The sequence below is a fragment of the Amycolatopsis regifaucium genome (assembly GCF_001613935.1).
Classification (GTDB): domain Bacteria; phylum Actinomycetota; class Actinomycetes; order Mycobacteriales; family Pseudonocardiaceae; genus Amycolatopsis; species Amycolatopsis regifaucium.
The window spans coordinates 329,835-342,608 of sequence record NZ_LQCI01000052.1 but is presented as its reverse complement, the minus strand read 5'-3'; the positions used below and the strand labels follow the sequence as shown (position 1 = coordinate 342,608).

The window sequence follows — 12,774 nt, the reverse complement described above, 5'->3', positions numbered from 1 at the left end:
CAGGCCTGCGCCAAGCGGGTAGAACTTGTTTCACTTTCGCCTCCGGCTGGAGAACATGACCTCGCTCGATCCCCACGCGAGGAGGATTCATGGGAGCCGACTTCCGCTTGTCCCGGCGCCAGGTTCTACGCGGCACCGGAATCGCGCTCGCTTCGGGATTGCCGTTCGCCGGAACGGCTTCGGCCGACGGCGCGGTGATCGGCGAGTACGACGTCGTCGTGGTCGGCGCGGGCGCGGCGGGGATGACCGCCGCGCTGACGGCGGCCAAACGGGGGCTCAGCTGTGTCGTGCTGGAGAAGGCGGCGAAGTTCGGTGGCTCGGCCGCCCGGTCGGGGGCGGGGATCTGGATCCCCTGCAATTCGGTGCTCGCCGCGGCCGGCGTCCGCGACACCCCGGAACAGGCCGCGCGGTATCTGGCCGCCGTGGTCGGTCCGTCGATCCCCGCCTCGCGGCAGCAGGCGTTCCTGGCCAACGGCCCGGCGATGCTCTCGTTCGTGATGGCCAACAGCCCGCTGCGGTTCCGGTGGATGGAGGGGTACAGCGACTACTACCCGGAACTGCCCGGCGGGATGCCGGAGGGCCGCTCGATCGAACCCGACCAGCTCGACGGCACCATCCTGGGTGCCGAACTGGCCAACCTGAACCCGCCCTATCTCGCCACGCCCGCCGGCATGGTCGTCTTCAGCGCGGACTACAAATGGCTCGCGCTGGCCGCGGTCCACCCGAAGGGCGCCGCCGTGGCCGCCGCCTGCCTCGCGCGCGGCACCGCCGCCGCGCTCGCCGGCCGGAAAGCGCTCACCATGGGACAGTCGCTGGCCGCGGGACTGCGGGCCGGCCTGCAGCGGGCAGGCGTCCCGGTGTGGCTGAACACGCCCCTGACCGATCTCGTCATCGAGAACGGGAAGGTCACCGGAGTCACCGTCGCGGCGGGGGTGGTGAAGGCCCGGCGCGGCGTCATCATCGGCTCCGGCGGTTTCGAGCACAACGGCGCCATGCGGGCGGAATACCAGCGCCAGCCGATCGGTACACAGTGGACGGTCGGCGCCCGGTCGAACACCGGCGACGGCATCCTGGCGGGGAAACGGGCCGGTGCGGCGCTGAGCCTGATGGACGACGCCTGGTGGGGCCCGGCGATCCCGCTGCCCGGCGAGCCGTACTTCTGCCTCGCCGAGCGGACGCTGCCCGGCGGGCTCATGGTGGACGGCACGGGGAAGCGGTTCGTCAACGAGGCCGCGCCCTACAGCGACGTCGTGCACACGATGTACGACCGGAACCCGGTGTCGCCCACCATCCCGGCGTGGCTGGTCGTCGACCAGCACTACCGCAACCGGTACCTCTTCCGCGATGTCGCGCCGCTGCTACCGCTTCCCGATGAGTGGTACTCGGCGGGCGCGGTCAAGAAGGCGTGGACCGTGGAGGCGCTCGGCACCGCGATCGGCGTCCCGCCGCAGGCGTTGCGCGCGACGGTCAACCGGTTCAACGGCCAGGCACTGTCCGGTGTGGACGGTGACTTCCGGCGCGGTGCCAGCGTCTACGACCACTACTACACCGACCCCTACGTCCTGCCGAACTCCTGCCTCGCCGCGCTGTGGGAACCGCCGTTCTACGCGTTCAAGATCGTCCCCGGTGACCTCGGCACCAAGGGCGGAATGGTGACCGACGCGCGGGCACGGGTGCTGCGTGGCGACGGCTCGGTCATCCCCGGCCTGTACGCCGCCGGGAACGCGAGCGCGGCGGTGATGGGGAACAGTTACGCGGGTGCGGGCTCGACGATCGGCCCGGCGATGACGTTCGGGTACGTCGCGGCGAACGATCTGGCCGGGTGAGGCGCACCTTTCGTGCGGCACTGGGTGGATTTCGGGACATCTGACGTCCCGAAATCCACCCAGTGCGTCGCCGCTGGTCGCCCGCGGACCGGCTAAGGTGGGGCGTTCGCGTGGCATCAAGGGCTGGGGGGTCCGCCATGGTCGTCAAACGTGCTTACCACCACGGGGACCTTCGTCGTGCGCTCGTACTGGCCGCACGGGAGGCCCTCGTCGAGCGAGGCCCCGAGGGGGTGAGTTTGCGCGGCACGGTCGCGAAGGTCGGCGCGTCCACCGCGGCGCCGTACCGACACTTCCGTGACAAGGACGCGCTGCTCGTGGCCGTCGCCCTGGAAGGGCACGCCGAGTTGCAGGGGTGCCTGCGGGCCTGCGGTGCCGGGACGGTGACCGCGCTCGGGCATTCCTACCTCGGCTTCGCGGTGGAGAATCCCGCGTTGTACCGGCTGATGTCCGGAGCCGGGATCGGGGACCGCGCCGCGTATCCGGAGCTCGCCGAGGCGCACCGGGTGACCTGTGCGGTGCTGGCCGAACGGGTGGGCGAACGGAACGATCCCGGCGGCTTTCCCGTCACACTCTGGTGCCTGCTCCACGGGCTGGCCACGCTGGTGATCGATGGCCACGTCGAGTCCGGCTCCGCCGTCGCGGAGGCCGAGCGCAGCCTCGCGTTCCTGGCGGACGCCAGGGGGTGACGAGTGGCGGAGTGATCTGGGCCACATTGTCTTCGGCGATGTCCTGAAACAGCCGTTCCGGCAAAGTCAACGATGCTTACATGCAGGGCATGAACGGATACGACTGGGAGCCGCCCACGGCTGCGGAAATGGCAGCGTGGGAGGCGAAGGCCGCGGAATTCGAACGCCTGGCCGCCGAGCACGCCGAAGAACGCTTCTCCGGTCGTTCGGACAGTGGCCTCGTCGAGGCCGAGGTGGACGGTGACGGACGGCTGACCGACCTCGACGTCAGCGCGGAAGCATTGCGTCAGGCCTACCCGCAGAACATCGGCCCGGACACGATCGAGGCCATCGCCGCCGCCCGTGCCGCGGCCGCGGCAGCCGGTCGTGAGAAGGCCGCCGGACTCGTCCCGGGGGTGCGCGCGTGAGCCGCAAGAGCAGGCTGGAGAACCTGGTCAGCGAGATCGAGGAGCGTGACGCGGCGCGGTCGCGGGCGCTCGCGGACGCCCGGTCGCAGACCATCGAGGTCGACATCCCCGACGACCTCGGTGTCATCGAGGTCTCCGGCACCGGACGGCTGGAGCGGATCGAACTCGACCTCGACAACCTCCCGTACACCACCGCCCCCGCGTTGAGCGCGAGCCTGCTGGAGGCGATCGTCGCCGCCGAAGAGCACGCGCAGGAACTCAGGCAGCAGGCCCTCGCCGCCTCGCGCCCCCGCTGATCGCTGAACGGAGAACGACCTTGGCTCAGATCGAAGGCACCGGCTACTACGTCGTGCCGGACGCCCTCCGCAAGAACACGGAGGCGTGGCAGACCGCGAGCAACGCGTGGAACGAGTTCCTCCGACTCGGTTCCGACTACGCGGCCATGGCGGAGACCGACATGGGGCTGCTCGGGATGAAGACCGGTTTCCCGCGCGACTACAACGCCGCCCGCGAGACCATCCTGAAGACCACGCGGCTCGGGATCGAGCAGATCGACGACGTCCGCGACAACCTGGACAAGGTCGCCAAGGAGTACGAAAACCGCGACGCCGAGTACTACGAGCGGTTCGGTTACATGGGCGACGACGACGCCAACAAGCGCTTCTAGGCCCCGATACTCCCGCGACTTTAAGGAACAGCACAGATCATGCCGACACGCCAGAAGGCCGAATGGCCGGAGAACAGCGCGAAGAAGGTCCAGGAGGCGGCCGAGGAGCACGAGCACAAGGGTGCGCTCGACACCCTGTTCATGATCCGTGACCTCCTCTTCGGCAACGCCGACCGGATGGAGGAACTGGCCGTATGGTGGGGCCAGGCCTGGTACATGGTCGACTCGGAGACGGCGATCGACGACTCCCGCAACAACCTCGCCGCGTACTGGCAGGGCGGCGGGTACGACTCGTACAACACCTACGCGATCAACGCGACGAAGCGCATCTCGCGTAACGAAGGCGTGTTCAACGAGATCGCGGGCACGATGGAAAGCTGCATCGACATCGTCTACGAGACGTATGCCGACGCGATCAAGTTCATCAGCGAGTGCGCCAACCAGATCGCGGACGCCACGTCGAACTTCCTCGAGGACCTCATCAACCCGTTCGGCGAGGCGGGGAACATCATCCGGGTGCTCAACGGGTTCGTCCAGGCCATCAGCGACCTGGTCGAAGACTCCGTCCGCAAGATGGGCGACCTGCGTCAGATGGGGGTCTTCCTGGCCAGGCAGGCGAACGATTTCAGCGACGTCAAGAAGATGGCCGAGCCCGCCGGTAACGCGGATCTCTGGGCGGTCAAACCGGTGCCGAAGGAACCCGCGGCCGCGCAGTGACAGACGAACCGGCGAAAGAGCCCGACGCCGAACGCCTGCTCGAGAACCCGTGGGATCCGGAGACGCTGGCCGCCAAACGCAAGAAGGCGGGCAAGCCCAAGGCCAGGATCAAGGGAGCGGGCAAGCCGGCCGAAGAGGACCCGGAGTTCCGCTTCAAGTTCGGCAAGGCCTGGTAGCGATTCCTTCCACCTCCCTGGCCGGACCGGCGACCCGGGCGCCGTGAAGGCCTCCTTCCCTACTCTCAGGGTAGGGAAGGAGGCCTTCACGGCACATTGCCTGACCTCGCGAGGTCAGCCGATGGACGGGATGAACGTCGGCAACCGCCGGACCTTCGTGTCCTGCTCGAAGGCGTAGGCGATGGCCAGCAGTGACGGTTCGCTGAACCGCCCGCCCATGATCGACAGCCCCAGCGGCAACGGGCCGGAGTACGCCATCGGGACGGTCAGGTTGGCGTAACCCGAAACCGCGGCCGGACCGGACGAGTCGATGAGCAGCGCGCCGTCGCCGACCCCGAGCTGCGTCTTCCACGCGGCGTTGTTGGTGGGCGCCACGATCGCGTCCAGACCGTTGCCGCGCAGTGTTTCGTCGAGACCTCGCCGGGCGGCGCTGGTCGCGGCTTCCCGCATCGCGCGGTAGGCCGGATCGGTGAGATCGCCGGTGGTCGCCTGCGACCGGTCCCACAGGTTGTGGGTCCAGTACGGCATTTCGACCGCCGCGTGGTCCAGGTTGTACTGGATCAGTCCGGCCAGGTCGGCGGGGTGCTTGCCGCCGGTGGACGCGAGGTAGGCGTTGATGTCGTGCTTGAACTCGGTCCTGATCGCGGGGAACTCGTTGGCCGCGATGACGTCCAGGTAGGGGATCGTGATCTCCACCGTGGTCGCGCCGAGCTTCCGGAGCCTGCTCAGCGCCTGCTCGAAGGCCGCCTTGGTCGTGTCGTCCGGGGTGTAGACCTCGCGCCAGACACCGATCCGCTTACCGCGCAAAGCGTGGGGGCCCAGGAATTTCGTGTAGTCGTCGAGCGACTGCTTCGCGGCGTCGACGGTGATCGGGTCGCGGCGGTCGGCGCCGTTGAGGGCCGCGAGCAGGATCGCGGCGTCGACCACGTTGCGCGCCATCGGGCCCGCGGTGTCCTGCTGTTTCGACACCGGCACGATCCCGCTGCGGCTGACCAGCCCGAGGCTCGGCTTGACACCCACGATGCCGTTGGCGCCGGACGGGCAGGTCACCGAGCCGTCCGTCTCGGTCCCGACGGCGACGGTCGCCAGATGGGCCGCGACCGCGACCCCCGAACCGGCCGACGAACCGCACGGGTTGCGGTCGAGGACATAGGGGTTGGCGGTCTGGCCGGCGAGCGGGCTCCAGCCGTTCGACGAACTGGTGGAGCGGTAGCTCGACCACTCCGACAGGTTGGCCTTGCCGAGGATGACCGCCCCGGCCTCGCGGAGGTTCTCGACCACGCCGGCGTCGCGGTAGGGGCGGGATTCCTGTAGCGCGGTCGATCCGGCCGTGGTCGGCTGCCGGTCCGCGGTGTCGATGTTGTCCTTGAGCAGCACCGGGATGCCGTCCATCGGGCCTTTCGACTGGTGCCGGTGCCGTCGCAGGTCGCTGGCCGCGGCGAGGCGCAGCGCGTCCGGGTTCGTGCTGAGCACTGCGTGCAGCGTCGGGTTCAGCTTGCGGATGCGATGCAGATAGAACGCCGTCAGCTCGACCGAGGACAGCCGTCCGGAGCGCATCGCCCGCTGCAGATCGGGGATCGTCGCCCGCTCCAGGTCGATCCCGGCCACGACCGGCCGTCCGGAAAGGGACGTGGCCTGCGCAGGGACGGCCGCGGTGGCGGACGCGACGAACACCATGACGAGAAATGCGGACACGGCCGAGCCGCGTCTTTTCAAAGAACGTCTGTTCAAGGAATTCCCTCCTTGGTCGAAAGAATGCCTGAACGGTACTTGGCGCCCCTCCGGGCAGCACCGCCGAATGGAGCAGGGAAACGGGGATTGAATTGTCGACCGGGTGTTGTCCGGTAGGCGGTCGATCACGGAAACGGGCTGGAATCAGCAAAAATGTCGAGGTTCGGCACTCGGTGGCGCCGTCCGAGGACGCAGCGTGATCCGGTTCGCCGTAACAGCGCACTTCGTCGGAAATATTCCGCCCGAAATTCTGCTTCGCCGCTGTGCTCGGAATTGATCGGGAATTGTTCGTTGTTCGTCGATCATCCTGCCCGGTTCGACCGGGAAAACTCGGCGAGAGCGGAACTGAAAGAACGTGCGGTGCTCGCCAATCCGGAGACCGTCGAAACCGGGTCGCGTCGCGCGGGCAAGACGGCGGCGAGCGCGGCGCCGACCCGGCCGTCCGGTGTCCTGATGCCGACGGCCGCGCAACCGAGCCCGGCGGTGATGGTCTCCGATTCGGCCGCGTACCCGGCCGCGCGGATCTCCACCGCGTCCGCGTCCGGTTCGGCGAGCGCGGGGTGATGGGCGGCGAGAAGCCGTCCGGCGGCGGTCCCGGGCGGCAGTGGGCCGCCCGGCCGCACGGGGACGTCGTCAGGCGGCAGGACCGCGCCCGCCACGACCAGCGCGCGGCCCTCCCTCGGGACCGCGAGCACGAGGCTCACGCGCATCCGCGCGGAAAGCGCCGGCAGCCATTCCTTGGCCAGCTCCCGTAGTTCGGGTTGCCAGAACCGGCCGAGCCGGAACACCCGCGAGCCGATCCGGTAGCCGTGGCCGGCCCGTTCGACCGCGCCGAGGTCGGTCAGCTGGTCGAGAAGGCGGTGCACGGTGGTCTTCGGAAGCCCGGTGGCACGCACGAGCTGGGTCAGCCCGGCCCGCCCGCCGTGCTCGTTGAGTGCTTCGAGCAACGCGAACGCGCCTTCGAGCACGCCGCGCCCGCCGATGGTTTCCCGCATCGCCGCCCTTTCCCGAGAACAAGTCACACCGGAGAAGTAAAGTGCGCGCCCGGTGGACCGGGATACGAACTTTCGGGCAGCCGGAAGGGCGGGGTTCCGCTGAACGGTCCAGCCCGCGACGTGACCGACACCGCGCCCGCAACGGCCGTGCCGGGTCCGCCGCTCCGGCGCGTTCCTGGCATGCTGGCAAGGTTCGCGCGAACACCAAACCTGCCAGGGGGACGTCGACAATGGAGGAGATCCGCCGCCTCGCCGACCGGTTCGACCTCATCGAGCCCGTCGGCGGCGGCTCCATGGGCACCGTGTGGCGGGCGCGCGACGACAACCTGGAGCGCACGGTCGCGATCAAGGAACTCCTTCTGCCGCACGGGCAAGGGGAACAGAAGGCCGACGAGGCCAAGAATCGCGCGCTGCGTGAGGCGAGGATCGCCGCGCGGCTGGTCCATCCGCACGCCATCACCGTCTTCGGCGTGATCGACGAGCAGGACCGCCCGTGGATCATCATGGAGTACCTGCCCTCGACCAGTCTCGCGGACAAACTGCGCGACGGGCCGATGGAGGTCGACGACGTCATCCGCCTCGCCATCCAGCTGTGCTCGGCGCTGGCGGCCGCGCATCGGGCGGGCATCGTCCACCGCGACATCAAGCCCGGCAACGTCCTGCTCGGCGAGGACGGCACCGTCAAGATCACCGACTTCGGGATTTCGCGGGCGATGGGCGACGTCCAGCTCACCGCGACCGGCGAGATCTCCGGGACACCGGCGTTCCTGGCGCCCGAGGTGGCCCGTGGCGAGGACGCGACCTCCGCTTCCGACGTGTTCTCGCTCGGCGCGACGCTGTACACCGCGCTCGAAGGCGGTACGCCCTACGGAACGGCGGAGAACCCCATCGCGCTGCTGTACCGCGCGTCGAGTGGGGAGATCACCCCGCCGGTCAGGTCGGGCATTCTCACCCCGCTGCTGACCAGGCTGCTCGACGTCCGGCCGGACAGCAGGCCGACGATGGCCGAGACCGAGCGGGAGCTGCGGGCGCTGGCGGCGGGAGAACCGACGACACTGGTCGCCGAGGAGCCGCCGCCGCGGGCGCGCAAGGGCGCACTGATCGGTGTGATCGCCGGATTCCTCGTGCTGGCGGCCGTCGCGGCCGTGGTCGTGGTGCTCGCCAACAGGGGGGACAACCCCTCGGCCGGGGCGCCGCCGGCCAGCTCCGCCGCCCCGACGCCGACACCGACACCGTCGTCGTCCGCCGAACCGCAGCCGCAGCAGCCGCCCTCCTCGGCCCCGTCGTCGTCAACGCCGCCCCCGTCCACGTCATCCTCGGCGCCACCGCCTCCCGCGCAGACGCCCGGGCAGGCGCTCGCGGCCTACTACGCGCTGATCCCCGGGAATCTCCAAGCCGGGTTCGCGACACTGACGGACAACTTCAAGCGGGCGAAGAACCAGAGTTTCGAGCGGTACTCGAACTTCTGGAAGGACTACCGCGGGGTGACCGTGTCGAACGTGTCCGAATCCGGCACCACGGTGACGGCGACGCTGACCTACCTCAAGGCGTCCGGGGGGACGACGACGGAGCGGGCCACGTTCGTCATGGTGCAGCAGGACGGCCGCTACCTCATCGATTCCCAGCGCTGAGGCCGAGTTTCCCGGCGAGGCGCTGGAGCCACGCTTCGACCTCGCCGGGGGAGCGGTCCGGGAGACCGAAGATCGTCTCGGTGACCCCGGCCGCTTCCAGCCCGGCCAGGTTTTCCGGATCCGGGCGCACCCCGAGCGCCGAGATCTCCGGCTCGCCGTCGCGGCCCGCTTCGTGCCAGATCTCGCGCAGCAGCCGGGCCTTGCCCTCGATGTCGGTGTCACCCGGTGTGGTGAGCCAGCCGTCGGCCGACTTCGCGATCCAGCGGAAGGTCTTCTCCGTCCCGCCGGCGCCGACGATCACCGGGATACGTGCCTGCGCCGGTTTCGGCCACGCCCAGCTCGCGCCGAACGAGACGAACTCGCCCGCGTACGACGCTTCGTCGTCCGTCCAGAGCGCTCGCATCGCCTCGAGGTACTCGCGCAGGACTGTCCGCCGCTTGCCGGCGGGGACGCCGTGATCGGTCAGTTCGTCGATGTTCCAGCCGAAGCCGACGCCGAGGGTGACCCGCCCGGCCGAGAGGTGATCGAGGCTGGCGATCGTCTTCGCCAGCGTGATCGGATCGCTCTCGACGGGGAGGGCCACCGCCGTCGCGAGCCGGATCCGCGTGGTCACCGACGCCGCCGTGGCCAGCGCCACCCACGGATCCAGCGTGCGCAGGTACCGGTCGTCGGGCAGCGACGAGTCGCCGGTGCGCGGATGCGGAGCCTCCCGTTTGACCGGGATATGCGTGTGTTCCGGCACGTGAAAGGTGTCGAAGCCGGCGGCTTCGGCCGCCTGTGCGGCGGCGGCCGGTGTGCTGCCCCGGTCACTGGTGAACAGTACGATCCCGTGTCTCACAGCCGGTCACGCTATTAGAACGTGTTTCAGCCCGCAACCGGCGCGCGCAGGCTGGCCGGCAGTGCGTCGAGCCGCCACGTGCCCGGATCCGGGATCCGCCGCAGACCGTCCGTGAGCGCGAGGTCGGGGAAGCGGCGCAGCAGGGCGGTGAGTGCGACCTCGGTCTGCGCCCTGGCCAGCGAGGCGCCGAGGCAGAAATGTGGTCCGTGGGCGAACGCCAGGTGCCATGCCGGTCCAGCCGCGCGCCGGATGTCGAAGACCTCCGGGTCGGGGAACGTCCTCGGGTCGCGGTTCACCGCCGGGATCGCTACGGTAACAGGTTCTCCCTCGGGGATCAGGACGTCGCCGATCCGGACGTGCTCGGTGGTGAACCGGGGGATCGTCAGCAGCTGAGGACTGCACCAGCGCATCAGTTCCTCGACCGCGCCCGGCATGAGCGCCGGGTCTTCGCGGAGTTCGGCCAGCTGGGCGGGGTGGGCGAACAGGGTTTCGACGGAGTTGGCGATGAGGTTGCCGGGCACCTGGCCGCCCAGGACGAGTTGCCAGACGAGTGCGACCAATTCGGTTTCGCTGAGCCTGTCCCCGTCGTCGGCCTGGATCTGGAGGAGCTGCGAGACGACGTCTTCGGCGGGTTCGAGCTTCCGGTGCGCGATGGCGGCGAGCGAGTCCTCGACGATCCCCGGGACCGCCTTCGCCAGTCCCGCGCCGTCCCCGGCCGCGACCGTCGCGCCGTACTCACGCCAGCGTGGGCGGTCGGCTTCGGGGATGCCGACCAGTGCGCAGATCACGTCCATCGGCAGCGGGCGGGCGAACGCGGTGATCAGGTCCACCTGGCTTTCCCCGGCGAAACCGTCGAGGAGTTCGTTCACGAGCCGTTCCATGCCCGGCCGGAGCGCGGCGGCCTTGCGCGGAGTGAACGCGGGGGAGACGAGTCGCCGGAGCCGCAGGTGTTCCGCGCCTTCGGCCTCCTGCATGGTCCGCATGTACGGGCGGCAATGGTCGGGGATGTCCATCCGCTGGTAGCTGTTCGGGCTCAAGGCGAAGCGCGGGTCGCTCAGCATCTTCCGCGCCTCTTCGTGGCGCAGGACCGCCCACATCGCCAGTCCTGGTGCGACCAGTTTGGCGACCGGGGAGCGCTCGCGGGCGGGGCTGTAGGCGGTGAAGGGGTCGTGCAGGACCTGGGGGTCGGTCAAGGAGATCTCGGGAACGTCGGACAAGGCAGGTCTCCCAGTTCGGATGTTTTCATCATCTGAATGGTGACGGTATCTCGATTTGCGTGCGAGTGCAACGCGCGCGACGCGCTGGGACGCCGACAGCGGCTGTGGGCTGCTCGCGGTCAGCGACGAGGCCGAGGCCGCGGTCCGGGGTCCCGCGGGGGTGGATCGTCGCCACCGCGGACGGGCGATATGTCGCGTGTGGACCAGCGGGCCTAGACGAGGTCCGTGTGCCGGATCCGGTACACCTGCAGGCGGAGCCCGTAGTACTTGTCGGTTTCCCCGACCCAGGCCATTCCGAGCCGTTTCGCGGTCGCGATGGCGCGCACGTTGTTCGGCCGCGCGACGGCGAAGAGTTCGTCCGTGTCCTGGGTGAACGCCCAGCCGATCAGCGCGCGGGCGGCCTCGCAAGCGTATCCCTCGCCCCAGGCGTCCGGATGCAGCTGCCAGCTGATCTCCAGGTCTTCTTCGTACGGGGGCAGCAGATGGATGCCCAGCCCGCCGACGACCGCGCCGTCCTTCTTGCGCTGCACCGCCCATCTCCCGCGCGGCGGCACGAGATTGGGCTGTGCCTGGTGCCAGGCCTGCAATACCGAACGCATGGCCGCGGCGTCGGCCACCCGGTTCATCGCCGGGGTGAGCCAGCGGGTCACCTCAGTGGTGCCGTAGATCGCCAGCGCGGCTTCGGCGTCGTCCTCGGACCACTCGCGGACGACGAGCCTCTCGGTGGTCAACTCCATAACAGAACGTTACGCCGCCTTCGGGGGCGAGGAGGTGTCCGGATCATGACGACTCGGCAACCCGGAGCCGCGTAACTTGGTCCCATGCGAGCCGACGCTTTGCCGACCCCTGAGCAGGCCTGTCCGATCGCCCCGGTGGTCGACCTCGTCTTCAGTCGCTGGACCACGCCGATTCTGTGGGCACTCAACGAGTTCGGCAGGCTGCGATTCGTCGAACTCGAGCGGCGGATCGGAACGATCACGCCGAAGGTGCTGACCCAGCGGCTGCGGCAACTGGAACGCGACGGCCTCCTCACGCGGACCTATCACGCGGAAGTGCCACCGCGGGTCGAGTACGAGATCAGCGACCTGGGGCGAAGCCTGGCGCCGCTGTTCGCGACCCTCTCGGTCTGGTCGACGGAGAACCTGCCGAAGGTGGAGGAGGCCCGGTCGGCCTACGACGAGACCCATCGCACACTGCCGCTTATTTGACCGACTGTTACAGATACGGCTAGTCTTCCTCTCGTGTCCCGGGTGAAGGAATTCGACGTCGACGCGGCCTGCGACGCCGCGCTGGAACTGTTCTGGCGGCAGGGATATGAGGCCACTTCGGTCAACGACCTCGTCGCCGCGCTGGGCATCGGCAAGGCGAGTCTCTACGCGACCTTCGGTACCAAGCACGACCTGTACCTGACGGCGCTGAACCGCTACATCGCCCGGGGCAACGAGCGGTTCGTCGAGGACTTCGCCGGACCGGGGCCCGCGCTCGCGGGGGTGCGGCGGCTCATCGAGCGCTATCTTGCCGAAATTCTCGATGAATCGGGGCGCGACGGCTGTTTCGTCGTCAACGCCGCGATGGAGATGATGCCGAAGGATCCCGAGGTCGCCCGCGCCGTCGAGCGCAGCTGGGACGCGCTCGAGCTGGCCTTGCGGATGGCGTTGAGCCGGGCGAAGGCGCAAGGCGAACTCGACGCCGCCACCGATCCGGAGGCGCTCGCCCGCTTCCTGCTCACCGTTCTGCAGGGCATGCGGGTGCTGAGCAAGGGGCCGGATCCGGCGCCACGGGCCAAGGCGACGGCGGAGCAGGCTCTCGCGGTCCTCGATGCCGCCCGGTCGCGATGATTTTTTCAGCTCCGAATACTAGAACGATCGGACCAGAAAGTTGGG

General features: G+C 69.2%; 15 protein-coding genes. 10 read left to right on the top strand and 5 right to left on the bottom strand.

Annotated features, from left to right (window positions below; genetic code table 11):
- The first annotated feature begins 89 nt into the window (after window positions 1–89).
- The 7 genes from kstD to AVL48_RS37135 all read left to right on the top strand — a co-directional run bounded on the left by kstD (window position 90) and on the right by AVL48_RS37135 (window position 4,479).
- Window positions 90–1,826, top strand: coding sequence for a 3-oxosteroid 1-dehydrogenase (gene kstD, locus AVL48_RS37165; RefSeq protein ID WP_061980835.1), 1,737 nt, complete (start codon window positions 90–92; stop codon window positions 1,824–1,826).
- Between the two features lie 137 nt (window positions 1,827–1,963).
- Window positions 1,964–2,512: a TetR/AcrR family transcriptional regulator gene (locus AVL48_RS37160; protein WP_061980836.1), complete on the top strand. Its 549-nt coding sequence runs from the start codon at window positions 1,964–1,966 to the stop codon at window positions 2,510–2,512.
- 89 nt (window positions 2,513–2,601) lie between these two features.
- On the top strand, window positions 2,602–2,919 hold the full coding sequence (locus AVL48_RS37155; RefSeq protein ID WP_061981128.1) for a YbaB/EbfC family nucleoid-associated protein: 318 nt from the start codon (window positions 2,602–2,604) through the stop codon (window positions 2,917–2,919).
- The gene (locus AVL48_RS37150) at window positions 2,916–3,215 is read left to right on the top strand and encodes a hypothetical protein (RefSeq protein WP_061980837.1); all 300 of its coding nucleotides are present in this window, start codon (window positions 2,916–2,918) and stop codon (window positions 3,213–3,215) included. Before AVL48_RS37155 ends, AVL48_RS37150 begins: the two co-directional genes overlap by 4 nt.
- Window positions 3,216–3,235: 20 nt before the next feature.
- Window positions 3,236–3,586 (top strand): hypothetical protein, encoded by a 351-nt coding sequence (locus AVL48_RS37145; RefSeq protein WP_061980838.1) that lies wholly within the window; start codon window positions 3,236–3,238, stop codon window positions 3,584–3,586.
- 39 nt (window positions 3,587–3,625) lie between these two features.
- A complete protein-coding gene (locus AVL48_RS37140; RefSeq protein ID WP_061980839.1) occupies window positions 3,626–4,303 on the top strand; it encodes a hypothetical protein in 678 nt (225 codons plus the stop codon).
- Entirely contained in the window at window positions 4,300–4,479 is a 180-nt protein-coding gene (locus AVL48_RS37135) for a hypothetical protein (RefSeq protein WP_061980840.1), read from the top strand. The genes AVL48_RS37140 and AVL48_RS37135 overlap by 4 nt, the downstream gene beginning before the upstream one ends.
- 114 nt (window positions 4,480–4,593) lie before the next feature.
- Here AVL48_RS37135 and AVL48_RS37130 read toward each other — a convergent pair whose 3' ends face one another.
- Together AVL48_RS37130 and AVL48_RS37125 are read right to left on the bottom strand one after the other, a co-directional pair.
- The gene (locus AVL48_RS37130; RefSeq protein ID WP_061980841.1) at window positions 4,594–6,156 is read right to left on the bottom strand and encodes an amidase; all 1,563 of its coding nucleotides are present in this window, start codon (window positions 6,154–6,156) and stop codon (window positions 4,594–4,596) included.
- Between the two features lie 356 nt (window positions 6,157–6,512).
- Window positions 6,513–7,205, bottom strand: a complete 693-nt coding sequence (locus AVL48_RS37125; protein ID WP_061980842.1) for an IclR family transcriptional regulator — start codon at window positions 7,203–7,205, stop codon at window positions 6,513–6,515.
- 230 nt (window positions 7,206–7,435) lie between these two features.
- On the opposite strand from AVL48_RS37125, the gene AVL48_RS37120 reads away from it, so the two are divergent.
- Window positions 7,436–8,836 (top strand): serine/threonine-protein kinase, encoded by a 1,401-nt coding sequence (locus tag AVL48_RS37120; RefSeq protein WP_061980843.1) that lies wholly within the window; start codon window positions 7,436–7,438, stop codon window positions 8,834–8,836.
- Here AVL48_RS37120 and AVL48_RS37115 read toward each other — a convergent pair.
- The 3 genes from AVL48_RS37115 to AVL48_RS37105 all read right to left on the bottom strand — a co-directional run bounded on the left by AVL48_RS37115 (window position 8,817) and on the right by AVL48_RS37105 (window position 11,628).
- Entirely contained in the window at window positions 8,817–9,674 is an 858-nt protein-coding gene (locus tag AVL48_RS37115) for an LLM class F420-dependent oxidoreductase (protein WP_061980844.1), read from the bottom strand. The genes AVL48_RS37120 and AVL48_RS37115 overlap by 20 nt on opposite strands.
- A 26-nt stretch (window positions 9,675–9,700) precedes the next feature.
- Window positions 9,701–10,891, bottom strand: coding sequence for a cytochrome P450 family protein (locus tag AVL48_RS37110; protein ID WP_061980845.1), 1,191 nt, complete (start codon window positions 10,889–10,891; stop codon window positions 9,701–9,703).
- A 212-nt stretch (window positions 10,892–11,103) separates the two neighbouring features.
- Window positions 11,104–11,628, bottom strand: a complete 525-nt coding sequence (locus AVL48_RS37105) for a GNAT family N-acetyltransferase (RefSeq protein WP_061980846.1) — start codon at window positions 11,626–11,628, stop codon at window positions 11,104–11,106.
- Window positions 11,629–11,712: 84 nt separating this feature from the next.
- Between AVL48_RS37105 and AVL48_RS37100 the strand changes: the two genes are divergently transcribed.
- Both AVL48_RS37100 and AVL48_RS37095 read left to right on the top strand, forming a co-directional pair.
- Complete coding sequence (locus tag AVL48_RS37100; RefSeq protein WP_061980847.1) at window positions 11,713–12,099, top strand: winged helix-turn-helix transcriptional regulator; 387 nt, start codon at window positions 11,713–11,715, stop codon at window positions 12,097–12,099.
- A 33-nt stretch (window positions 12,100–12,132) separates the two neighbouring features.
- On the top strand, window positions 12,133–12,729 hold the full coding sequence (locus AVL48_RS37095) for a TetR/AcrR family transcriptional regulator (protein WP_061980848.1): 597 nt from the start codon (window positions 12,133–12,135) through the stop codon (window positions 12,727–12,729).
- Window positions 12,730–12,774 lie beyond the last annotated feature (45 nt).

What these genes read in the sequence shown, in the direction of transcription:
- kstD (WP_061980835.1), top strand. Translation starts at nt 90, where the DNA reads ATGGGAGCCGACTTCCGCTTGTCCCGGCGCCAGGTTCTACGCGGCACC.
- AVL48_RS37160 (WP_061980836.1), top strand. Translation starts at nt 1,964, where the DNA reads ATGGTCGTCAAACGTGCTTACCACCACGGGGACCTTCGTCGTGCGCTC.
- AVL48_RS37155 (WP_061981128.1), top strand. Translation starts at nt 2,602, where the DNA reads ATGAACGGATACGACTGGGAGCCGCCCACGGCTGCGGAAATGGCAGCG.
- AVL48_RS37140 (WP_061980839.1), top strand. Translation starts at nt 3,626, where the DNA reads ATGCCGACACGCCAGAAGGCCGAATGGCCGGAGAACAGCGCGAAGAAG.
- AVL48_RS37130 (WP_061980841.1), bottom strand. Translation starts at nt 6,156, where the DNA reads ATGGTGTTCGTCGCGTCCGCCACCGCGGCCGTCCCTGCGCAGGCCACG.
- AVL48_RS37125 (WP_061980842.1), bottom strand. Translation starts at nt 7,205, where the DNA reads ATGCGGGAAACCATCGGCGGGCGCGGCGTGCTCGAAGGCGCGTTCGCG.
- AVL48_RS37120 (WP_061980843.1), top strand. Translation starts at nt 7,436, where the DNA reads ATGGAGGAGATCCGCCGCCTCGCCGACCGGTTCGACCTCATCGAGCCC.
- AVL48_RS37105 (WP_061980846.1), bottom strand. Translation starts at nt 11,628, where the DNA reads ATGGAGTTGACCACCGAGAGGCTCGTCGTCCGCGAGTGGTCCGAGGAC.
- AVL48_RS37100 (WP_061980847.1), top strand. Translation starts at nt 11,713, where the DNA reads ATGCGAGCCGACGCTTTGCCGACCCCTGAGCAGGCCTGTCCGATCGCC.